Source organism: Mucilaginibacter endophyticus (assembly GCF_003351025.1).
Taxonomy (GTDB): Bacteria; Bacteroidota; Bacteroidia; order Sphingobacteriales; family Sphingobacteriaceae; genus Mucilaginibacter; species Mucilaginibacter endophyticus.
The window spans coordinates 836,700-859,280 of record NZ_QPCG01000003.1 but is presented as its reverse complement, the minus strand read 5'-3'; the positions used below and the strand labels follow the sequence as shown (position 1 = coordinate 859,280).

Here is a 22,581-nt window from a genome sequence, read left to right as displayed (position 1 = left end):
GTTCCAGGAAGCCATCACCATGGCCTATCATACCTTCCATGGTGTAGAAACCAGGATCGTGAGGATCTTTAACACCTACGGGCCAAGGATGCGGCTGAATGACGGCAGGGTATTACCGGCTTTCATCGGTCAGGCACTAAGGGGCGAACCGCTGACGATGTTTGGCGATGGTTCACAAACCAGATCATTCTGCTATGTAGATGATTTGATAGAAGGTATCTATAGGTTGTTGCTGAGCGATTATGCTCAGCCGGTAAACATTGGTAACCCGGATGAGATCACGATCAAACAATTTGGTGAGGAGATCATCAAACTTACCGGCACCAATCAAAAACTGATCAGTTTACCATTGCCTACAGATGATCCGAAACAACGTCGTCCGGATATCACCAAGGCTAAAGCCATATTGGGCTGGGAGCCAAAGGTATCCCGGAGTGAAGGTTTGAAGATCACGTTAGAATACTTCAAATCGTTACCTGAGCAGGAAATACACCACAAAGACTTTTCTTACTACAATAAATAAGGTAACAAGGCCGAAAATTAACTTTTTTGGCCTTGTTTATAATATAAAAGTAGATTGATTTGTTACAATCTGCTTACTTTGCTGAACAATCAAATATACTCTCTATACAAACTATGAAAATATTAGTAACAGGCGGTTTGGGTTTTATTGGCTCGCACACCGTTGTTGAGCTGGTTAACGCGGGTTATGATCCCGTTATTGTTGACGATTTATCAAACTCAGATCCTAAAATATTAGATCAGCTTACCAAGATATTAGGCTTTACCCCAACCTTTCATAAACTTGACCTTTGCGATGAAGCTGGTGTTAAGTCGCTTGCGCTTGCCGAGCCCGAAATAGGGGGGATCATTCACTTCGCGGCTTTTAAAGCTGTGGGGGAGTCGGTAAAAAAGCCAATGAAATACTACAGGAATAACTTTTATTCGCTTATCAACTTATTGGAAGCTTATTACGGTAAAGCTATCAATTTTGTATTTTCATCAAGCTGTACAGTTTACGGTCAGCCGGAAAAATTACCTGTTACCGAAGATGCTCCGGTACAACCGGCACAATCGCCATACGGCAATACCAAACAAATAGCCGAAGAGATTTTGGTTGATATGGTAAATTCTGGCAGCGACTATAAAGTAATTTCATTACGCTATTTTAACCCGGTGGGTGCTCATGAATCGGCCCTGATTGGCGAATTGCCAATTGGTGTACCACAGAACCTGGTACCTTTCATCACCCAAACAGCTATTGGTAAACGTGAAAAGATCACTGTTTTTGGTGATGACTATAACACACCTGATGGTAGCTGTATCCGTGATTATATTCACGTGGTTGATTTGGCTAAAGCGCACGTAGCCGCGTTAAGGCTTGCCGAAAAAGACGACTTTAAAGGTTATGACGTATTTAACCTGGGTACCGGCAACGGCTCTTCGGTGTTAGAGGTAATTCATGCTTTTGAAAGTACAACCGGCGAAAAGCTGAACTACGAAATTGGTCCGCGCCGTGAAGGCGATGTGGAGCAGGTTTGGGGCGATGTTACCAAATCATCAACCAAACTTGGCTGGACAGCCCAACTCGGCATTGGCGAAATGATGTCATCTGCCTGGGAGTGGGAAAAATATATCGCTCAAAATCCGTTTAATTAATAATAGCAGGGAATGAAAAAAAAGATCATTATTACGGGTGGGGCAGGTTTTATCGGCTCGCATGTAGTGCGCAGGTTTGTAAAAAACTACCCCGATTACAGCATTGTTAATTTAGACAAGCTTACCTACGCCGGTAACCTGGCTAATTTAAAGGATATCGAAAACGAGCCTAACTATAAGTTTGTGAAAGGCGATATTGTGGATATTGCCTTTATTAATGAGCTTTTTACAGCAGAGAACCCTGATGCAGTGATCCACCTTGCTGCCGAATCGCATGTAGACAGGTCTATCACCAACCCGCTTGATTTTGTGATGACCAATGTGGTAGGTACGGTAAATTTATTGAACACTGCCCGCGAGCACTGGAAAGGCAGATATGATAAAACCCGTTTTTATCATGTATCTACCGATGAGGTGTACGGTACCCTTGGCGAAGATGGTATGTTTACTGAAGAAACAGCCTATGATCCGCACTCTCCGTATTCGGCTTCAAAAGCTGGATCAGACCATTTTGTGCGCGCTTACCAGGATACTTACGGTATGGATACCGTTATTTCAAACTGCTCAAATAATTACGGATCGTTTCATTTTCCGGAAAAGCTTATTCCGCTGGCAATCAATAATATCAAGCAAAATAAACCGGTGCCGGTGTATGGTAAAGGCGAAAATATTCGCGACTGGCTTTGGGTTGAAGACCATGCCCGCGCTATTGACGTGATATTCCATAATGCTAAATCTGGCTCAACCTATAACATTGGCGGTCACAATGAATGGAAAAATATTGACCTGATAAGATTGCTTTGCAGTATATTGGACAAAAAATTGGGCAGGGCCGAGGGAGAATCGGCTAAACTGATCACATTTGTAACAGACCGGGCCGGGCATGATCTAAGATATGCTATCGACGCAACTAAGCTTAAAAATGAATTGGGCTGGGTGCCGGGCATAACTTTTGAGGAAGGTCTGGAAAAAACTGTAGATTGGTATCTTGCTAATGAAGAATGGCTAAACGATGTAACATCTGGTCATTACCAGCAATATTACAGCGGTCAGTATAACGATAGATAAAAAATGTTCGGGCTTTTTAAGAAGAAAAAAGAAGTAAGGGAAGTAAAACTCAACTATGAGGGTATCATGGTTGATATGCACTCGCATGTGTTACCGGGAATTGATGATGGCGCCAAAACGCCAGAAGAATCGGTGGAACTGATAAAGAAAATGATGGCATTAGGCATAAAAAAAGTTATTGCCACGCCGCATATCATGATAGATTTTTATCGTAATACGCCCGAAACCATAGGCAACGCGCTTACTTTATTAAAAGCCGAACTGGTGAAAGAAGGGATTGATATTCCGGTTGAAGCCGCTGCCGAACATTACTTTGATGAAACATTTGAAGCACGGGTAGAAAATGGGCCGGTAATGACCATGGGTGATAACCATGTATTATTTGAGTTCTCATTTATAAATCAGCCACCCAATACCTATAGTGTAATCCAAAAGCTTCATGATAAAGGTTATAAACCTATTTTGGCCCACCCTGAGAGGTATCAATATCTTGATTTGGACAAGCTGAAAAACCTGCATAGCTGGGGCGTTGATTTTCAGCTTAATACCATATCGCTTACAGGGTACTATGGTAAGGATATAAAAAAGATGGCCGAAGATCTGATCGATAATAGTTTGATAGATTATATTTCAAGCGATATGCACCATTTAAAGCATGCTGCGGCGCTTGGAGATGCACTCAGGACAACTTATATTGAAAAAGTGCTGGTTGATTATCCGCTTAAAAATAAGATGTTGTTTTAGCATAAATTTATAAACAAAAAAGGCGCATTAATTGCGCCTTTTTTGTTTGCAGGTGGCTTTAAGATTTTGAAGCCGTGTCTGTTATTCGTACCTCAATGCCTCAACCGGATCAAGCCTTGCCGCTTTTTTTGCAGGGTAATAACCGGATATTAAACCGATAAAGGTACAAAGCACCACTGCAAAAAATAACCATGCCCATGGCACTACAAATGCGCCGCTTATTTGTACCGCGATGAGGTTTCCTGCAGCCATGCCCAGTATCATGCCGGCCGCGCCGCCTATTAAACAGATCACTATGGCCTCTATCAAAAACTGCTTACGGATAATAGCAGGAGTTGCGCCGATGGCTTTTCGCACGCCAATTTCGCGGGTACGTTCTGTTACCGATACCAGCATGATATTCATAAGGCCGATAGCCGCGCCAATGAGTGTGATGATACCTACAGCAAAACCGGCAGCTGTAATTCCAGCAAGTTGACCAGAAAGTTCTTTTTGAATAGAATCACTCCGGGTTATTTCAAAGTTATCCTGGTTAATTACATTAAGTCCCCTTACATTTCTGAACAGGGAAGTGGCTTCGCCGATGCTTGCATCAAGCGCGCCGGGAGTAGCAACTTTAATAGTTACCGTGAATGACGCGTTTTTGGTGCTGTCAATCTGTTTAGCTTTCAGTACCGGGATCACACAAAATTTATCGCCCCCAAATGAGCTTGAACCTTTTGAGGCAAACACGCCAACTATCCTGAACCTATTTGTACCAAGGTATATCGATTTATTGATCGGGTCTTCGGTTTTGAATAATTTCTTTTTGATCTCATCGCCAATAATTGCCACGTTTGAGCCATGCTCCAATTCGGAAGCCGAAAAATTACGTCCAAACGCCAGTTTCTTGCCGGCTGTTACCAGGTAGTTTTCATTAGATCCTGATATGGATATGTTAGGGTTGGTTTTTTGGTTGCCGTATTTGGCCACTGCTGTGCCGGTTACCTCTAAATTAATGGCTACAGCTACAGGTAGTTTAAAAGTATTTTTAAAACGTACAGCCTGGTCATAGGTAATGGCCGGATAAATCTTACGGTGGCCGCCGTTGCCGAAATTTAAACCTTCGCCGCGGTTTTGTAAAGTGAAGGTATTGGCACCTAAATCGGCAAATGCATCATTGGTAAATTGCCTGATCCCTTCAATTGCCGTTAAGATACCAACCAATGCCATAATGCCTATAGCAATAATAAGCGCTGTTAATGAGGTACGCAGCCTGTTGCCGGCTATGGACTGTAATGCAATAGAAATGTTTTCTTTGTAAGAGGTTTTTACCGGCATGGTATAAATATAAAAAACTTGTCGGTATGACTAAGCATTATGCCTATTTGTTACAGTTATTGCTCAATAATCTTTTTGATAGATAGTATAATCCGGCCGCTAATTGTTTTGCTTGTTTGTTACACTTTGATGCTTTATAATTAAATATCTGTATTGTATATTTATGAAATTAATACTAAACCATATCATGAAATATTTTACGCCATTGCTTTTCTTAATTGCGTTGAGTTTCAATAGCTGGGCGCAGGATACGCTGAGGCATAAAGCTGTTAATCGTTCATTCAGAATCGATGATCATTCAGTTGTAAAGGATTCGACCGGGAAACAACTAACTTATAAGCAATGGAGCGATCTGATGCGTACCAGGCAATATGTTTTACTGCCCGAAAATATGGAAGACACCAAAACTGCTTTTATACTTAGCAGGAAGGATGAACGGGAGGCACGATACATAAAGCCCAATACCGCACCTACTGATAGAGTTTCCATAAATACCCCTAAGCAACTATCACCCGAAGAGGCCCAGGAGCAGTATATGGCTTCGCTTCCCAAACCTTATGAATCTTCTTATTTTAATACCGGTGAGGTTATGGAGCCATTTAGTACACATGATATTAATGGTAATAAAATCAAATTAAAAGATTTGCGTGGCAAAATAGTGGTATTGAATTTTTGGTTTATAGGCTGCCCAGCCTGTATGCAGGAGATTCCGGAGTTAAACAAACTGGTTGATGATTATAAAAATAACACGAATGTGGTTTTCCTGGCAATAGCGCTGGATGATCGGTATGACCTGAAGAAATTTTTGAAGCAGACGGAGTTTAAGTATGATATTATAGATGATGGCCGGTATATTGCTTCCGGCTATAAAATAGGACTTTATCCGACGAGCGTTATTTTAGATAAGGAAGGAAAGGTTGCTTTTCATACGGTAGGTTTTGCTGTAAACTCTCCTTATTGGATGAGGAAGACCATTAATGAAGGATTGAAATAAACCCATAAACAAAAGCCGCTTCATGTTTTTATGAAGCGGCTTTTAATATTTTAAATGTCTCTGTCTTAAACCGAGAACGAAGAGCCGCAACCACAAGTGCTGGCAGCGTTAGGGTTGTTGAAAGTAAAACCACGGGCGTTTAATCCGTCCTGGTAATCAATTTGCATACCGGCCAGGTATAAGCCATGCGCTTTATGCATAAATACTTTTATACCATCAATGATGTATTCCTGGTCGCCGTCTTTTTTCATGTCGAAGCCTAAAATATAGTTCATGCCCGAGCAGCCACCACCCTCAACTCCAACGCGTAAACCAAACTCCTCGTTTATTTCTTGCTGGTCTTTTAATTTAAACAGTTCTTTTACGGCGCCCGGTGTAAAAGAAACCGGAGCAGTTTCAACAGCTATACTCATCTTATTTTTATTTATTCTACACAAATATAACGTAAAATGCAGATTTTTGTTAATGTCATAATTTTATGACCGCTATATAACATTTATAAATATGCTGGCTCTGCCTTTTTTGTTTGATATTTTAAAGTATACCGTTTCGGGTTTAGGCGTTGTATATATCGCTTTTTACTTGTTTAAACCATATCTTGATAAATCAGAAAGTATCCAGCTGTTGGAGTTAAAGCGTACCATCAGCAATCAAACCCTGCCGTTGCGGTTGCAGGCCTACGAGCGGGTTGTACTATTTATTGAAAGGGTTAACCCGGCAAGTCTGCTCATTCGTCTTAACGGATCGGCCGATACCGCTGCCGAGCTACAGGCAATTATTATCAATGAGGTACGTAACGAGTTTCAGCATAATATTACCCAGCAAATTTATGTGAGCGCCCGGGTTTGGAATGTGGTAAAAAGGGTAAAGGACGATACCATTAGCCTGATCAACAATGCGGTGAAGGCATTGCCTCCTGATACCTCTGCGCTTGAACTAAGTAAAGTTATCCTGGTGCATTTAAGCAAGCTGGAAGATAATCCTTATGATGTTGCTTTAGGCCTCATCAGGCAGGATATGGAAGAGCTGTATTAAGTACTGCGTTGTCTATTACTGTACGTACTAATTTCTATCCTATCATCTTCTATTCCCCCTAGGGGATACCTGTTTGTAGCAAATAATAGTAGCACTCTTTGCCTCGTAGAGGCTACCTTTTCAGCATTGATCATAAATATTGCTTTTAGGCAATCGCTTATTTGCGCGTAATGTATCAATGCAGAATATACAGGCTGTGGTGCCGGTGTTTAAACTGTTAGGCTTGTGAAATCTTCCATAAAACATAATTTGTGAAAATCGTGGGAGTTATCGGGAAAGGGCAACGAGAAAGTGCTGAGAAAAGTTTACATCTTTTGGGAATAGAGGCCCCCGGTAATTAAAACTTATCGCGTTTTATCGTAACTTCGGTTGAAAGCTATACTATCTCCGGGAAATCACCAATATTTTGGGGCGTATGGGCATCGTGATGTGGCTTCCTTGCATGTGTTTTTAGCGTGCCACAAATCAAAAAAACTTGGTTTTTATTTTTATAAGACACTAAACCAGTGTGTTAATTTTTTGTTTGCGATAACCGTAAAAAAGGCGCAAACATTGCCTGTGTTTTGGCGTATAATTAAGGGTTGTAACAGGTGGTTTTGTTCTTCTTTTTTTTGAAATTTCAAAAAAAGAAAAAAATAATGAAGAAATATTCGGATTGTGATTTTTATACCAAAAATTATGTTATCCATACAAAAATTTCATTGAAAAATCGAATTTGTTAATAAAAAGCCAAATGTTAAAAAAGTGAAAATTTAATTTTTTTATAAGCTTTTTTTGGCAATATTCGATGTTCCGTAGCAAGGCCAAAAGTTGTTTCGCTGGGGGTTGGAAATCAATATTTTACTTATATCTATATGGAAAAAACTTGTACGAACGTTTGGAATAGCTGCCTTCAGATCATCAAAGACAACATACCGGCCCAGAGTTTTAAGACCTGGTTTGAGCCGATAAAAGCTTTGAGAATGGAAGGAAGCGTATTAACCATACAAGTACCAAGTTTATTCTTTTACGAGTGGCTTGAAGAGCACTATGTAGGGTTGCTGCGCAAAACCATTAAGAAACAATTGGGCGATGAAGGACGTTTAGAGTATAATATAGTTGTTGAGCAATCATCAAGTAAACCATACACAACTAATATGCCTTCAAACGGAAATGGCGCTGATTCAAAACATCAGAGTATGCCGATACCTATTTCAATTAACAAGGACATTAAAAATCCTTTTGTTATACCCGGGCTTAAAAAGTTGAACGTAGATCCTCAGCTTAACCGTAATTACACCTTCGAAAACTTTGTTGAAGGTGATTGTAACCGTCTGGCCCGTTCGGCAGGTTACGCGGTAGCGGCTAAACCCGGTGGTACCTCTTTTAACCCGTTGATGATTTATGGCGGCGTGGGTTTAGGTAAAACCCACCTGGCACAAGCCATCGGTAACGAAATCAAGCGCACCCTGCCCGATAAACTGGTACTGTATGTATCATGCGAAAAATTTACACAGCAATTTGTTGATGCCTTAAAGCATAACAACATCAACGACTTTGTGAACTTTTACCAGGCCATTGACGTGCTGATCATGGACGATGTGCACAACTTTGCCGGTAAAGAGAAAACACAGGATTTCTTCTTTCATATATTTAACCATCTGCACCAGTCAGGCAAGCAACTAATCATTACATCAGATAAAGCGCCTAAAGATCTGGCCGGTTTGGAAGAACGCCTGCTTTCGAGGTTTAAATGGGGCCTATCTGCCGATTTACAGATCCCTGATCTGGAAACCCGTATGGCTATCCTGAAAAATAAGATCTATCAGGACGGTATCGATCTGTCAAACGATGTGATTGAATACGTTGCTCATAATATCGACAATAACGTACGTGAGCTGGAAGGAGCTATGGTGTCATTACTGGCACAGTCAACCCTTAACCGTAAGGAGATTGACCTGAACCTGGCTAAACAAATGTTGAAAAACTTTGTGAAGAACTCATCTAAAGAAATTTCGATGGAGTATATTCAAAGCCTGGTGTGCGAGTATTTTGAAGTGCCTATTGAGATGGTGAAATCACAGACCCGCAAACGCGAAATTGTTCAGGCCCGTCAAATTTCAATGTACCTGGCAAAAGCCCATACCAAAAGCTCATTGAAATCAATTGGTCATTTCTTTGGCGGCCGCGACCACTCTACCGTGATCTATGCCTGCCAAACTGTAGAAGACTTAATTGATACCGATAAGAAATTTAAAGGCTACGTAGCCGATATTCAGAAAAAATTGAAAATGTCGTAAATAACGATTTTGTAAATATGAAAGCCTTGCATTTATGCAGGGCTTTTTTGTTTGGTGGCAATATTTTATATTTAATTATGAAAAAACTGATACTCCTTTTTCTTGTCGCGCTCTCGTCGAATTCCTTTGCTCAGCAAACAGAGCAGGATGCTATTAAGCAAACTATCAACACCATGTTTAATGCCATGCGCAAGGGCGACAGCACGATGCTCAGGGCAACCTTTGCCAAAGGAATAGCATTTCATAGTGTGGCTAATAAAAAAGATGGTTCGGTAGCCCTGGAGATTGAAAACCCTGATGATTTTATAAAATTGATTGGAACCCCGCATAAAGGTGTTTATGATGAGCGTATAACCTTTACCGATATTAAGATCGATGGCCCTTTGGCCAGCGTTTGGGCGCCATATAAGTTTTATTTAGATGATAAATACAGCCATTGCGGTGTCGATGTTTTTCAACTGATGAAAACCACGGATGGTTGGAAGATCATCTATATAGTTGATACCCGCCGGAAAGATAACTGCCCGGAGTGATTCTACATCACTCCCAGCTTCATCATGCCGTAAAACAAACCGCCGCAATGCATGGCTTGTTTTATTTACAAATACAACTCGAACACCCCCAATGAATCGTCTTGAATAAACTGTACAATTGAGTTTCTGGATCGCGATAATAAGTCGGAGATCGCTTTGGTATTCACGTTACCAGTCCTTAGCCATATTATTTTAGGAGGAGAGGAGTAAAGATTCTGCAATTCCCTAAAGTCTTCATCAAAAGTCAAGATAGAATAACCATTGGCTTTTGCGAATTGCCATATACGGATATCGCTCAAACGTTCGTGAGGCGCAATTTCATTTACAGGTAAAATGTCCCATGATGGGAGTAGTTTCTTTAAACGCCACGAGATATTCTCATCAGTAATGATACGGATCTCGTAAGAAGCAATTATAGCCATTATGCAACTCTTATTGTCCGCTCTTTATTCGCGGCATATGCAAGGCAGGCAAAAATATGATCTTCATTTAGTTGGGGGAAATCTTCAATAATCTCTTCATGAGTGGAACCGGAAGCAAGCCACTGTAAAACATCATACACGGTAATGCGTGTACCTATAATTACGGGCTTCCCAAATCTTATTTCCGGGTTTACTTCAATAAATTGCTTGTAATCGATCTGCCGCATATTCAAATTTAACTAAAAAGCATTCAAATCTGAAATATTACAGATGTAATCTTACATCACTCCCAGCTTCATCATGCCGTAAAACAAACCGGCGCAATGCATGGCTTGTTTTATTTCGTTATTGAGCAGTAATTGTTTTACCTCTTCAATGGTATATTCCTCAACAATCAGGTCTTCCAGTTCGTCGAGGTGCTGGCCTTGTACTTTTTTGCCGCCTTTGGTAAAGTAAGTAAAAGTTTGATTGTTAGCTGTAGATGGGTTGCCATAAACTGTACAGATCAATTCAAATTCATCAAACTGATAGCCGGTTTCTTCCAATAACTCGCGGCGTATAGCATGAACCGGATCTTCGCCGGCATCAATTACGCCACCCGGAATTTCGAGCGAGATAATGCTTGCTGCATGACGGTATTGTTTTACCATCAATACCTTGTTATCTTCGGTTATAGCTACCGCGTTAACCCAGTTTGAATATTCAAGTACATAGTAATCTTCAACGATTTTGCCGTTTGGCATTTCGCATTTATCAATGCGGAGTGTTGCCCAGGGGCCTTTATGGATGTATGATGATGAAAGTAGTTTCCAGGTGAGATCTTTACTCATAGTTGTTTTGCAGAAATTGATAGATGGCGTTGCGCTTGTTTATGTTTTCGAATGATGTACGATTATGAATCTTTTCCAAACGGTTAAATATTGAAATGATCTTTTGTAAGGCGGCTAACGTTTCGTCATTAGCTACAAAAGGCTCATAATACATATATAACAGCTGAGCCAAAGCATCAAGCTTTTCGGGCGAATAGTTTCTCTCATCAAGTAAAATGTCAAAATCTTCGATACTTAGCTTAAGTAAATCGTTTAATTTTAGATCATACTCATTCTGAAGCAATTGATCAGCATGTTGAATAAATGCTTCAGGATTTACGCTGTTTTTGAAACCCGCGAGCCTTGTTATTGAATATACGATCTTTTCGATCTCGCGTAAGATGTAGTCTTTTTGCATGAGTTAGAACGAGTTTATTGTGAACGACTACCAACTACCGCTTGAGCCGCCACCGCCACCGCTGCCACCGCCGAAGCCTCCAAATCCGCCACCGCCGCCACCGCCGGAAAAACCTCCCCAATCGCCTCCGTTGCTACGACCGCCACCGCCAAGCATATTGCCTGCCAGGAACCACCAGAATGGGCTTGCACCACCCCGGCGACCGATGATCTGCCTGCCACCGCCTCCACCACGGTTGCGGAAGATTATAATCAGGATCACTACTACAATTATAATAATGATAAAACCGGCAGGGCCACCGTCATTGCCTTTTTTGCTTGATTTCCTATCAGCTTTATATTCGCCTTTCATGGCTTTAATAATGCTGTTTGTCCCGGCATCAAGGCCGCCATAGTAATCGCCTTGTTTAAAATGTGGTTTAAGGTCGTTTTGGATAATATCCTGTGTAACAATATCAGGTAGTGCACCCTCGGCACCGTAGCCGGTTTGGATACTCATTTTACGGTCGCCAATGGCAACAAGTACCAATACGCCGTTATTCTTGTCTTTTTGGCCAATACCCCATTTACGTAACAACTGAACGCCATAGTCATTGATATCATAGTTACCGACAGATTTCAGTATCACTACTGCTATTTGCGTTGAGGTAGAATCGTTAAAGGCAACCAGCTTAGTTTCCAGCTGTTGTTTATCAGCCGGGCTTAAGGTATTGGTATAGTCGGTAACAAGGGTATTGGAGCGTTCCGGAAAATCCTGCGCAATTGCTGCAACAGCGCAAAGTATAAATCCGAAGAACAGTATAAACTTTTTGAACATGTTTTTTAGTTTTTAATCGCCATCCATAAAGGCAATATCATCCGGAAGTTCGTTTTGATCGCCATCCTGATGAGGGAAGTATTTTTGAAGTTGTTCGCCGGCAATTTTCAAGCCTGTAACAATTCCTTCAACAATATCGCCATATTTAAAATGTTGCAGCATGTCATCGCGTGTGGTATCCCAAAAATCGGGAGGAACTACCTGGTTGATTCCTGCATCGCCGATAATCGCGAACTTACGATCGACAGTGGCAACGTATACCAGCACGCCATGCCTTAGCTTGGTTTTGTGCATATTAAGCTGCACGAAATATTTTGCCGCACGGTCAAGCACATTCTCGCTGCATCTTTTTTCAATGCAGACCCTGATCTCGCCCGATGAGCGCTGCTCGGCTTCTTCAATAGCCTTACGAATGCGCTGCTGTTCTTCTTCGTTAAATACAGCCATGTTTTTTAATTATTGAATTATTGATCTGGTGAATTATTGAATGTAGAGTTATTGAAATAGCAAGTTGCAATTCAATAACTCAATACCTCATTATTTCAATAATTAATTAAACTCTACTTTAGGGGCTTTGTCGGCACCCGGTTCGGCAGTGAAATAACCTTTTGCAGAAAAGCCAAACATTTTGGCAGTTATATTGGCCGGGAACGAACGGATTTTGCTGTTGTATTCCTGAACTGCATCATTGAAATCCTTACGGGATACGTTGATCCTGTTTTCGGTACCTTCCAGCTGAATTTGCAGATCGTGGAAGTTTGAGTTTGATTTCAGATCGGGATAGTTTTCTGTAATAGAAAGCAATTTGCCAAGGGCAGCGCTCAATTCACCTTGCGAGGCCTGGAAAGCTTTAATAGATTCTGGCGTAAGTTTATTAGGGTCAACCTGTACAGATGTTGCTTTTGAACGGGCCTCAACAACAGCTGTTAAGGTGCTTTTTTCAAAATTGGCAGCACCTTTTACAGTATTAACTAAATTCGGGATCAGGTCGCTGCGGCGCTGATAGTCGCTTTGTACGGCTCCCCATTTTGCTTTAACAGACTCATCTAATTTAACCATGCTGTTATAGCTGCATGAGCTTAAGGACATGACTGTCACTATAACTAATATAGCAGAGAATAATCTTTTCATTTGTTTTTCGTGTATTTATGTGATGTTTCGGGTTAGAGTGCAAATCACGTACCGTTGTTACAAACAAGGCATATGCTGACAAGGTGTCAAGATACGGCTTTTCGGTAAGTTATAAAAGGATATGAGGTATGCGAAGTGCGATATGAGAAAATTTGCACAGTATCTGACCACTTATAAAAGCAGAAAGCCCCATCAGGGGCTACAGCTTTGTAAATGATTTGTGTAAGGTTAATGGCAGGATCGGCTTATCCTGCCAGGCAATGTTCTTCGCGCATGGTTAGCTTGGCTACCATTTCTTTTAAAAGTGTACGGGCGCGGTGCAAGGTAGTGCGCGATAATAGTTCGCTCATACCTAGTGATGAACCGATTTCCTGGTGCGAGTAACCTTCAATAGCGTACATGTTAAAAACAGAGCGGTATGTTTTTGGTAGTTTTTGTACCAGTTTCATCAGGTCTTTAGCTTCAAGGCCGTTATCGTTATATGAACTGCTGATAGGCACAGCCGAAGCTTCTTCTGCCGCGAAATCATCAACCAAAACCATCGGTTTTAATTTGCGGTAGCGTGATATGGCGCAATGTACCATAATGCGACGGATCCATCCTTCCAGGCTACCTTCGCCACGGTAGTTTTTCATGTTGCGGAACATTTTGATAAAACCTTCCTGTAATATATCTTGTGCCTCGTCTTTATCGGTTGCATAACGCATGCAAACTGCAAGCATGCGGGGTGCTAATAACCTGTATAATTGTTCCTGGCTTTTTCTGTCGTTACTCAGGCAGCCATTCCATATTGTGTGTAAGCGTTCGTCGGCGGTAGTCATTTTTTTATTATTTAAATACATGAGGTGCATGCCAATCTGAGTGCCATTTTGTAATTTATTGATTTTCAGTAATTTATTTTTAATGGTATTTTAAAACTGTTCGATAGCGTACGGTCATTGTGCAAACCCGAACGGTTTTAGCTTTATTGAACACCACTAAAAGGAGGTGAATGATCATGATTTGCGTTACAAACGCAAACCCATTTTAAGCCCTCGTTAAAAACAGGCGCAAGTAAAATCTTCATGGCAGCGGCTTTTAAAAGTGTCCCCTTTAGGGGGGAGATTTAGAGGGGGTTTCTTAACTTTGCATCATCCGGGATAAAAACCCGGCATTAGTCATGACAAAAGAAACAGAGATAGTTTGCCCTCCCGGGCGGCAGGAAGATGAGGCCGTTTTAAAGCAACTTGCTGCATCGGCGCTTAAGACCCCCCTGAAAAATATTACGGCATTAAAAATCCTAAAACGTTCTATTGATGCGCGTGGCCGCCGTGTGGTTTACCGCATGCAGGTGAAGGTTTTTATGCAGGAGGCCTATCAGCCCGAAGTTTTTACTGTAAATTATCCCAACGTACAATTTGGTCGACCGGTAATCATCGTAGGCGCGGGCCCTGCCGGGTTATTTGCCGCTTTGCAATGTATCGAATTGGGATTGAAGCCGATTGTTATTGAACGGGGCAAAGATGTAAAACAACGCCGCCGGGATTTGGCCAATATTAATAAACAGGGCCTTGTAAATCCCGAATCAAATTACTGCTTTGGCGAGGGTGGGGCAGGTACTTACTCTGATGGTAAACTATATACCCGCTCAACCAAGCGTGGCGACGTGAACCAGGTATTAAAAATGTTTGTAGCCCATGGTGCTGCCGAAGATATCCTGATTGACGCGCGGCCGCATATCGGCACCAATAAATTGCCTCAAATTATCACCGCCATGCGCGAAACCGTGCTGAACGCGGGCGGTGAGATCATGTTTGATGCCAAAGTAACCCAACTGCTGGTTGACTTTGGGAAGATCAAAGGGGTAAAAACCTCAGCAGGTGAAAAAATTACTTCCGATGCGGTGATCCTGGCTACAGGCCATTCGGCAAGGGATGTGTTTGAGATGTTGCACAGTCAAAATATTTTGATCGAGGCCAAGCCTTTTGCCCTGGGTGTAAGGATTGAGCATCCGCAGGAAATAATTGACCGTGCCCAATACCATTGCGAACATCGTGGGCCTGATTTGCCACCTTCATACTATAGCCTGGTTGAACAGGTTGATGATCGTGGTGTGTTCTCTTTTTGTATGTGCCCCGGTGGTATCATAGCGCCGTGCTCAACCGAAGCCGGTGAGATAGTGGTGAACGGATGGAGCCCGTCAAAAAGGAACAATCCTTTTGCTAATTCAGGTACCGTAGTACAAATTAATCTGGAAGATGTTGCCGGCGACGATAACGATCCGTTTAAAATGCTTAATTTCCAGAAGCAGGTTGAGCAGGCTGCTTTTATGGCTGGCGGTGGTAACCTGGTTGCTCCCGGTCAGCGCATGGTTGATTTTGTGCAGAACCGTTTATCAACCGATTTGCCTGTTAATTCATACCTGCCTGGGACTAAAAGTGTGGAGTTGAAAGAGGTTTTACCGGGCTGGATCAACGAGCGTTTGCGTAAGGCACTGCCTGTGTTTGGTAAAAAAATGAAAGGTTATTTCACCAACGAAGCAATTCTGGTAGGTGTTGAATCGCGTACATCATCGCCGGTAAAAATACCGCGCGATAGGGAAACATTGCAGCACCCCCAGGTTACCGGGCTTTTTCCTTGTGGCGAGGGTGCGGGTTATGCCGGTGGTATAATTTCTGCTGCAATTGATGGTATTAATTGTGCAAACGCTGCTTTAAAAATATTATCATGACAACATCTCAAAAATTAGCCGCCGAGCTTGAAAATGTGTTATCGGGCAACCCATGGTATGGCCCATCTGTTTATAGTATTGTTGAGAGCATCAGCTTTGAGGCCGCTTATGAAAAACCTGTGGGCTCGGTACATAATATTGCTGCCATTATTTTGCACATGACTGGTTGGACCGAAGAGGTAATGGACCGCATGAACGGCATGGATGCTCAAATGCCCGTGCGTGGTGATTGGCCTGAGCCCGGCCTGCCCGAAGAACAAAAGTGGAAATGGATTGTTGAAGATATAAAGCTGGTAAATGTAAATTTGGCAGGTTTTATTCAGAATTTCCCGGAAGAAAGGTGGAGTGAACCTGTTGCCGGTAAGTCGGGAGCTGACGAAACGGGCGAAACTTACGAGTATCAGGTGGCGGGTTTGATACAGCATCATATTTATCACTCTGCGCAAATTGCTTTATTAAACAGGATGATCAATGGCTGATAAGAAAACATTAATATTAGGGGCAACACCCGATACCAGCAGGTATGCCAATTTTGCGGCTACCCGTTTGGTTGAACGGGGGCATCCCATTGTTAACGTCGGCATAAAAACGGGAGAGGTAGCAGGTGTGCCTATTGAAAGGCCTGAAACTATACATCATGATATTGATACCATAACGCTGTATGTTGGCCCGCAAAATCAGCCGCCGCTCTATGACTACATCCTGAACACCAATCCCAAACGAATAATATTTAACCCCGGTACCGAAAATACCGAGCTCCGGCGCAAAGCCAACGAAAAGGGTATCGAAACAGCTTATGCCTGTACGCTGGTAATGCTATCAATAGGAGAGTATTAATAAAACGAGTTGTTATTGCGATGAGTGGAGCAAGGTAGTGAGCTTGCTAATCGCCTTATGATATCTTATCCCAACTTAATCCGGCGTTTTTTACTTCAAAGGCGTGGTGCAATACCTGGTTTTCGGGATGTGCCAGCTGTGGGTCTTTCTCAAATATAGCTTCAACACATTTGCGTACTTTAAAAAGCAGTTCCTGGTCGGTGGCCAGGTTGGCCAGCTTTAAATCAACTACGCCACTTTGTTGGGTGCCTTCAATATTGCCGGGGCCACGCAATTGCAAGTCAATCTCCGAAATCTCGAAACCGTTGTTGGTTTTTACCATCGTATCCAGCCTGATCTTGCCGTCGTTACTCAGTTTGTGGCTGCTCATCAAAATACAATAGGATTGTTCTGCGCCACGCCCAACCCGGCCCCTTAACTGGTGTAGTTGCGACAGGCCAAAACGTTCGGCATTTTCAATGATCATCACCGAGGCATTAGGCACATTCACGCCTACCTCAATAACGGTGGTGGCCACCATGATCTGCGTTTCGTGCTTAATAAAACGCTGCATTTCAAAATCTTTATCGGCAGGCTTCATTTTGCCGTGAACAATACTCAATCGGTAGTTGGGCAACGGGAACTCGCGTGACATAGCTTCGATGCCATCCTCCAGGTTTTTCAGATCGAGTTTTTCACTTTCCTGTATCAGCGGATATACCACGTAGATCTGCCTGCCCAACGCTATCTCCTGTTTCATAAAACCAAACATGCGTAGCCGCTGGTTTTCAAAAAAATGGACGGTTTTAATTGGCTTACGCCCAGCCGGTAACTGGTCAATTACCGAAACATCCAGATCGCCATACAGCGTCATGGCCAGCGTGCGCGGGATAGGAGTGGCCGTCATTACCAGGATGTGTGGGGGGATGATATTTTTACGCCAAAGCTTTGAGCGCTGTTCAACGCCAAAACGGTGCTGCTCATCAATTACCACAAAGCCAAGGTTTTTAAACTGCACTTTATCCTCAATAAGCGCATGTGTACCAACCAGTATTTTCAGATCGCCGTCTTCAAGTTTTTGATGCAGTACTTTGCGGTCTTTTTGTTTGGTAGAACCGGTTAGCAATGCCACTTCAATAAAATCGTCGCCAACCAAGCTTTTAATGGTTTGATAATGCTGAGTGGCCAGGATCTCGGTGGGTGCCATGATACAGGTTTGGAAACCATTATCAATAGCAATCAGCATGCTCATCAACGCTACTACGGTTTTACCGCTGCCTACGTCGCCCTGTAAAAGGCGGTTCATTTGTATACCGCGCTGGGTATCCTGCCGTATCTCTTTCAATACCCTCTTTTGCGGATCAGTCAGCGTGAAAGGTAGTTTGTTGTGGTAAAACTCATTAAAATAATGCCCAACCTTATCAAACACATTTCCCTTAAACTTTTGGGTATGCAATAGCTTATTCTTGAGTAATTTGAGCTGAAGGAAAAACAACTCTTCAAACTTCAAACGGATCAAGGCTTCGTTAAGCAAAGTAGCATCACCCGGAAAATGGATGTTACGGTAAGCATCGGCCCGGTTGAGTAGCTTAAACTGGTTTATGATATATAAAGGCAGGTTCTCCCGAATATCTTTAGCGTGCTGGTCAAGCAATGAGGCGGTTAACTTCTGGATACCTTTGGTATCCAGCGAAAATTGCTTGAGCTTTTCTGTTGAATTGTATACGGGTTGTAAAGAAAGATTGCCTTGTTTCTGGGCCCCCGGCACATATAATTCCATTTCGGGATGCGCCATTTGGGGCATCATATTAAAAAATCCCGGCTTGCCAAACAGTATATAAACCTTGCCGGGAATAATGGTTTTCTCAATCCAGTTAATGCCCTTAAACCATACAAGTTCTATAATGCCAGTATCGTCTTTAGCCTTTACTACCAGGCGGCGGCTTTGTTTTTCGCCCACAACTTCTTTACTCACTATCCGGGCCAGTACCTGCACATAAGGTAACTCCTCCCTAATCTCCCTTACCTTATAAAACCGGGTGCGGTCAATATACCTGAACGGGAAATGCCGCAGCAAATCTTCAAACGTGTGCAGCTCAAGTTCCTTTTTCAAAACTTCGGCCCTTGACTGGCCTACACCTTTTAAATAAACAAGTGGCGTTTGAAAAGGATTCATTGATTGGTAGTTGTCTGAATCAGAATTTACTGAATTAGAAAATGTTGTCTGAACTCGAATTAAACGAATTAAGAGAATTTATTGAATTTGGTGAGCATGCTGCTCATTCAATAAATTCTCTTAATTCCGGTTCAGGCAATATCCGAAATCGAAAATCCGAATTCCGAAATCAAAGTATTATTTAACCGCGATAACCGAGATCTCAACATTTACGCCTTTAGGTAAAGCAGATACCTGGATAGTTTCGCGGGCCGGGAAATCGGCAGTAAAATAGGTGCCGTATACTTCATTAACCTGTACAAAGTTTTGCAGATCGGTTAAGAAAATGCTGGTTTTTACAATGTTATCGAAGCCTAAACCTGCTTCGGTTAAAATGGCTTCAATGTTTTCCATTACCTGTGTTGCTTCGGCCTTGATGTCACTGCTGATAAGCTCGCCGCTCAAAGGATCGATAGGGATCTGGCCCGAAACGAATAAAAAACCACCGGCTAAAGTAGCCTGGCTATATGGCCCGATAGGGGCAGGTGCATTGTTGGTATTGATGATTGTTTTCATTTTTTTAGTATAAATACCTGTACCAGTTTCCAGATGATCCCGGCCAGGAACATAATAATAGCCAGTGCATTTATAAAATGCATCACCCGCAAATTGAAATTGTCGGGACGGTTCGGATCTTTTTTCCTGAAGAAATACATTACACAAACTTACGTAAAATTTTACCGCTGTAAACCTGTACCTATTATATAAGGTATAACTATTAGGCAAAAAACTATGTAAAACAAAGAAGGCTCCGGGTTATCCGGAGCCTTCGCAAATAATATTTTAATCAGATATTATTTCTTTTTGAATTGAACACGACGGTTAAGTACGCGACCTTCTTCAGTTGAGTTGTCAGCAATTGGGTTAGTTTCACCGTAACCTTTTACTTTCACTTTCTTAGCATCAACACCAGAGTTAACTAAGTAAGTTTTTACTGAGTTAGCACGGTCTTTAGATAATGACAAGTTGTGAGCAGCAGTACCTTCAGATGAAGCGAAACCATCAACTTCAACAGCAGCACCAGATGAACGTAAGTCAGCTGAAGTAGCATCTAACACTGGGTAAGATGAAGTACGTAATACTGAGCTATCAAATTCAAACTGGATGTTTGAGTAAGCAGTAGCAACCGGAGCAGCAACAGTATCTTTAGGGAATACGATAACGCAACCAGAACCATCAACTACGCTACCTGCAGCAGTACCTGGACATTTGTCAAACTGATCAGCAACACCGTCACCGTCAGAATCTTTTTTCAGGTCATTAACAGCAGTTTCAACGTTAGCAACACGGCCTTTTAGAGCTTCAACTTCCTGACGTAAAGCTGCATCATACAGTTCGTCATACATCATAGCTACCGGGTTAACCCACTCTAATACTGGTTTTGATTTCGAACCTAAAGTGAAGTCTAAACCAGCGTAAGCGTATGAGTAGTGGTCTTTAGTAGGGTAAGCCCTTTTGAAACCGTCTAAGTTGTCACCATCAACATAGTTTTGAGTATAACCCAAATCTAAAGCAACAACATCGCTCAATCTGAATTTAACACCTGCACCTACAGGGATAACTAATTCTTTCACGTAGTGAGTACCATCGGTACCGTTGTTTTTAAAGTGACCAGTGAAAGTAGAAGTACCGTCATTACGAGTGATTGTTGGATCATAGAAAGCTAAGCCACCACCTGCTTTGAAGTAGAAGTTAACAGCGTTTTTACGACGGATGAAATCGATAGTAGCAACGTTAACAACCGCGCTTAAGCTTGCTTGCCAAAATTTGGTATCGTAGCTAACATAAGTATCGCGGTAAGTACCAGCAGCTGAAACTGGGTTTTCACCTTTAATTTTACCACCGTTCAGATCTAATTGTAAAGCAAATGAGTGTGCTAATTGCTCTTTAAATGAGATACCGTAACCAAGGCTGATTTTTTTGTTTTGGAAATCGGTTGAACCACCGGTTGCCAGTGACTGTGAAGTTGCGCCACCGTTTATACCGATGCTAAATTTCCTGTACTGACCCAAACCACCAAATACCTTGGCTGTTGTGGTTTCAGATGACGTTGTAGTTGCCGTTGTTTTGGTTGAATCGGACTGGGCGTTAGCCAAACCCGCAACCATCAAAGAAGCAAATGACAATGCGACTGTTTTCTTTAATGTAGAATAATTCATAGTTTTTAAGATTAAACGATTTTAATTGTGATTTTTTTCAAATTTAGTAATTATGTTTGAATCCATGACCAAACATTGTTCCAAAAATTGTAATAGTTACACAAATAACTAAAAAAAAATGATTTAATAAAATATTCAACCGATAAATATGAAATATCTGCCGATAAAGAATAGCTTATTTACGAATAATAGAAAAAATTTCGTCTCGCGAACAAAATCCAACTCCATCGCTATTTTTCATGCCAATGACGAATTTCCGCGTAGTGGCGATCAGGCATTTATGTTCAAGCAGAATCCCGACTTTTTTTATTTAACAGGCATCGATCAGGAGCAGAGTATCCTGGTTTTATACCCGGATTGTCCTAATAAAGCATACAGGGAAGTACTTTTTTTAAGACAAACCAACGAACACATTGCTATTTGGGAAGGCCACAAGTACACCAAAGAAGAAGCTCGTGAAGCATCAGGGATAGAGAGCATTTTTTGGCTGCAGGAGTATGATACAATACTGCATAGCATTATTAACTATGCCGAAAATATATACATTAATACTAACGAAAATGACAGGTACGCGCACACCGTGCCTTACCGTGATTATCGTATGTACGAAGCACTTAAATTAAAGTATCCGCTTCATAACTACACCCGCTCGGCGCCAATTTTACGCGACCTGAGAGTTATCAAATCCGACATCGAAATTGAGCTTACTCAAAAGGCCTGCAACATAACCCGTGATGCTTTTGTACGAGTTTTAAAATACACTAAGCCTGGTGTTACCGAGTATGAAATAGAGGCGGAAATTATTCATGAATTTATTCGTCAGCGGGCTACCGGGCATGCCTATAATCCCATTATTGCATCAGGGCCCAACGCAATTGTATTGCACTATAACGATAATAATCAGGTATGTAAGGATAGTGATGTAATACTGCTTGATTTCGGTGCCGAATACGGTAATTACAACGCCGATATGACCCGTTCAATACCTGTTAACGGCCGCTTTAACCCACGCCAGCGCAAGGTTTACAATGCCGTTTTAAATGTAATGCGTGAAGCCACGAAGCTTATTGTAGCAGGTACAGTATGGAATGAATATCAGGACGAGGTTGGTAAAATCATGACCAGCGAACTCATTGGCCTTGGTTTGCTTGACCGCCACGATGTTGAAAAGCAGGACAAAAACGCACCGCTATATAAAAAGTATTTTATGCATGGTACATCGCACCATCTTGGGCTTGATGTACATGATTATGCAAGCCGATATAAACCTTTTGAAGTTGGCAACATATTAACCTGCGAACCCGGAATTTATATTGCTGAAGAGGGATTAGGTATCCGCCTCGAGAACAATATCCTTATAACCGCCAGCGGCAATACCGACTTAATGGGAGACATCCCCGTTGAGGCAGATCATATTGAAGAAATCATGAATAGTTAATGTTTGTTGTTAAAA

The 22,581-nt window shown here is 42.0% G+C and carries 26 protein-coding genes; 12 read left to right on the top strand and 14 right to left on the bottom strand.

Annotated elements, in window-relative coordinates; translation table 11 throughout:
• The 4 genes from DUL71_RS16855 to DUL71_RS16840 all read left to right on the top strand — a co-directional run.
• Positions 1-523, top strand: a 523-nt coding sequence (locus tag DUL71_RS16855; RefSeq protein ID WP_114939220.1) for an NAD-dependent epimerase/dehydratase family protein, incomplete at its 5' end; no start/stop codon positions are given.
• A gap of 113 nt (positions 524-636) precedes the next feature.
• On the top strand, positions 637-1,659 hold the full coding sequence (galE, locus tag DUL71_RS16850; protein WP_114939175.1) for a UDP-glucose 4-epimerase GalE: 1,023 nt from the start codon (positions 637-639) through the stop codon (positions 1,657-1,659).
• Between the two features lie 12 nt (positions 1,660-1,671).
• On the top strand, positions 1,672-2,727 hold the full coding sequence (gene rfbB, locus DUL71_RS16845; protein WP_114939174.1) for a dTDP-glucose 4,6-dehydratase: 1,056 nt from the start codon (positions 1,672-1,674) through the stop codon (positions 2,725-2,727).
• 3 nt (positions 2,728-2,730) lie between these two features.
• Positions 2,731-3,471 carry a tyrosine-protein phosphatase gene (locus DUL71_RS16840; protein ID WP_114939173.1) on the top strand — a complete coding sequence of 247 codons (741 nt, stop codon included), beginning with the start codon at positions 2,731-2,733 and terminating at the stop codon, positions 3,469-3,471.
• Between the two features lie 81 nt (positions 3,472-3,552).
• Here DUL71_RS16840 and DUL71_RS16835 read toward each other — a convergent pair whose 3' ends face one another.
• Positions 3,553-4,791, bottom strand: a complete 1,239-nt coding sequence (locus tag DUL71_RS16835; RefSeq protein WP_114939172.1) for an ABC transporter permease — start codon at positions 4,789-4,791, stop codon at positions 3,553-3,555.
• 163 nt (positions 4,792-4,954) lie between these two features.
• Here DUL71_RS16835 and DUL71_RS16830 point away from each other — a divergent pair, with 163 nt between their 5' ends.
• Entirely contained in the window at positions 4,955-5,785 is an 831-nt protein-coding gene (locus DUL71_RS16830) for a peroxiredoxin family protein (protein ID WP_114939171.1), read from the top strand.
• Between the two features lie 65 nt (positions 5,786-5,850).
• Here the strand turns inward: DUL71_RS16830 and DUL71_RS16825 are convergent, their stop codons facing one another.
• The gene (locus DUL71_RS16825) at positions 5,851-6,198 is read right to left on the bottom strand and encodes a HesB/IscA family protein (RefSeq protein ID WP_112573281.1); all 348 of its coding nucleotides are present in this window, start codon (positions 6,196-6,198) and stop codon (positions 5,851-5,853) included.
• A gap of 91 nt (positions 6,199-6,289) precedes the next feature.
• Here DUL71_RS16825 and DUL71_RS16820 point away from each other — a divergent pair, with 91 nt between their 5' ends.
• The 3 genes from DUL71_RS16820 to DUL71_RS16805 all read left to right on the top strand — a co-directional run bounded on the left by DUL71_RS16820 (position 6,290) and on the right by DUL71_RS16805 (position 9,632).
• On the top strand, positions 6,290-6,820 hold the full coding sequence (locus tag DUL71_RS16820; protein ID WP_114939170.1) for a DUF7935 family protein: 531 nt from the start codon (positions 6,290-6,292) through the stop codon (positions 6,818-6,820).
• A gap of 854 nt (positions 6,821-7,674) precedes the next feature.
• Positions 7,675-9,099: a chromosomal replication initiator protein DnaA gene (gene dnaA, locus DUL71_RS16810; protein ID WP_090528828.1), complete on the top strand. Its 1,425-nt coding sequence runs from the start codon at positions 7,675-7,677 to the stop codon at positions 9,097-9,099.
• Between the two features lie 77 nt (positions 9,100-9,176).
• Positions 9,177-9,632, top strand: coding sequence for a nuclear transport factor 2 family protein (locus DUL71_RS16805; protein WP_114939219.1), 456 nt, complete (start codon positions 9,177-9,179; stop codon positions 9,630-9,632).
• A 65-nt stretch (positions 9,633-9,697) separates the two neighbouring features.
• On the opposite strand, the gene DUL71_RS32785 is transcribed toward DUL71_RS16805, so the two are convergent.
• From DUL71_RS32785 to DUL71_RS16765, 8 genes are all read right to left on the bottom strand, one after another.
• On the bottom strand, positions 9,698-10,054 hold the full coding sequence (locus DUL71_RS32785) for a DUF5615 family PIN-like protein (protein WP_114939169.1): 357 nt from the start codon (positions 10,052-10,054) through the stop codon (positions 9,698-9,700).
• Positions 10,054-10,281 carry a DUF433 domain-containing protein gene (locus tag DUL71_RS16795; RefSeq protein ID WP_114939168.1) on the bottom strand — a complete coding sequence of 76 codons (228 nt, stop codon included), beginning with the start codon at positions 10,279-10,281 and terminating at the stop codon, positions 10,054-10,056. The genes DUL71_RS32785 and DUL71_RS16795 overlap by 1 nt, the downstream gene beginning before the upstream one ends.
• A 51-nt stretch (positions 10,282-10,332) precedes the next feature.
• Complete coding sequence (locus DUL71_RS16790; protein ID WP_114939167.1) at positions 10,333-10,884, bottom strand: NUDIX hydrolase; 552 nt, start codon at positions 10,882-10,884, stop codon at positions 10,333-10,335.
• Complete coding sequence (locus DUL71_RS16785) at positions 10,877-11,281, bottom strand: hypothetical protein (RefSeq protein ID WP_114939166.1); 405 nt, start codon at positions 11,279-11,281, stop codon at positions 10,877-10,879. Before DUL71_RS16785 ends, DUL71_RS16790 begins: the two co-directional genes overlap by 8 nt.
• A 27-nt stretch (positions 11,282-11,308) precedes the next feature.
• Positions 11,309-12,097, bottom strand: coding sequence for a TPM domain-containing protein (locus DUL71_RS16780; RefSeq protein ID WP_114939165.1), 789 nt, complete (start codon positions 12,095-12,097; stop codon positions 11,309-11,311).
• Between the two features lie 12 nt (positions 12,098-12,109).
• Complete coding sequence (locus tag DUL71_RS16775) at positions 12,110-12,544, bottom strand: TPM domain-containing protein (protein ID WP_112573297.1); 435 nt, start codon at positions 12,542-12,544, stop codon at positions 12,110-12,112.
• 102 nt (positions 12,545-12,646) lie between these two features.
• A complete protein-coding gene (locus DUL71_RS16770; protein WP_114939164.1) occupies positions 12,647-13,228 on the bottom strand; it encodes a LemA family protein in 582 nt (193 codons plus the stop codon).
• A gap of 245 nt (positions 13,229-13,473) precedes the next feature.
• A complete protein-coding gene (locus DUL71_RS16765) occupies positions 13,474-14,049 on the bottom strand; it encodes an RNA polymerase sigma factor (protein WP_223818106.1) in 576 nt (191 codons plus the stop codon).
• A gap of 338 nt (positions 14,050-14,387) precedes the next feature.
• Between DUL71_RS16765 and DUL71_RS16760 the strand changes: the two genes are divergently transcribed.
• The 3 genes from DUL71_RS16760 to DUL71_RS16750 are packed head-to-tail and all read left to right on the top strand — an operon-like array spanning position 14,388 to position 16,775.
• The gene (locus tag DUL71_RS16760; protein WP_114939163.1) at positions 14,388-15,938 is read left to right on the top strand and encodes an NAD(P)/FAD-dependent oxidoreductase; all 1,551 of its coding nucleotides are present in this window, start codon (positions 14,388-14,390) and stop codon (positions 15,936-15,938) included.
• Positions 15,935-16,417, top strand: a complete 483-nt coding sequence (locus DUL71_RS16755) for a DinB family protein (RefSeq protein WP_114939162.1) — start codon at positions 15,935-15,937, stop codon at positions 16,415-16,417. Before DUL71_RS16760 ends, DUL71_RS16755 begins: the two co-directional genes overlap by 4 nt.
• Positions 16,410-16,775, top strand: coding sequence for a CoA-binding protein (locus DUL71_RS16750; RefSeq protein WP_114939161.1), 366 nt, complete (start codon positions 16,410-16,412; stop codon positions 16,773-16,775). The genes DUL71_RS16755 and DUL71_RS16750 overlap by 8 nt, the downstream gene beginning before the upstream one ends.
• Positions 16,776-16,830: 55 nt before the next feature.
• On the opposite strand, the gene recG is transcribed toward DUL71_RS16750, so the two are convergent.
• From recG to DUL71_RS16735, 4 genes are all read right to left on the bottom strand, one after another.
• A complete protein-coding gene (gene recG / locus DUL71_RS16745; protein WP_279629796.1) occupies positions 16,831-18,990 on the bottom strand; it encodes an ATP-dependent DNA helicase RecG in 2,160 nt (719 codons plus the stop codon).
• A 117-nt stretch (positions 18,991-19,107) separates the two neighbouring features.
• On the bottom strand, positions 19,108-19,485 hold the full coding sequence (locus tag DUL71_RS16740) for a RidA family protein (protein ID WP_114939159.1): 378 nt from the start codon (positions 19,483-19,485) through the stop codon (positions 19,108-19,110).
• Entirely contained in the window at positions 19,482-19,625 is a 144-nt protein-coding gene (locus tag DUL71_RS32305) for a DUF6728 family protein (protein WP_162997005.1), read from the bottom strand. The genes DUL71_RS16740 and DUL71_RS32305 overlap by 4 nt, the downstream gene beginning before the upstream one ends.
• A gap of 138 nt (positions 19,626-19,763) precedes the next feature.
• Complete coding sequence (locus DUL71_RS16735) at positions 19,764-21,128, bottom strand: OmpA family protein (protein ID WP_114939158.1); 1,365 nt, start codon at positions 21,126-21,128, stop codon at positions 19,764-19,766.
• 148 nt (positions 21,129-21,276) lie between these two features.
• On the opposite strand from DUL71_RS16735, the gene DUL71_RS16730 reads away from it, so the two are divergent.
• The gene (locus DUL71_RS16730) at positions 21,277-22,566 is read left to right on the top strand and encodes an aminopeptidase P N-terminal domain-containing protein (protein WP_114939157.1); all 1,290 of its coding nucleotides are present in this window, start codon (positions 21,277-21,279) and stop codon (positions 22,564-22,566) included.
• Positions 22,567-22,581 lie beyond the last annotated feature (15 nt).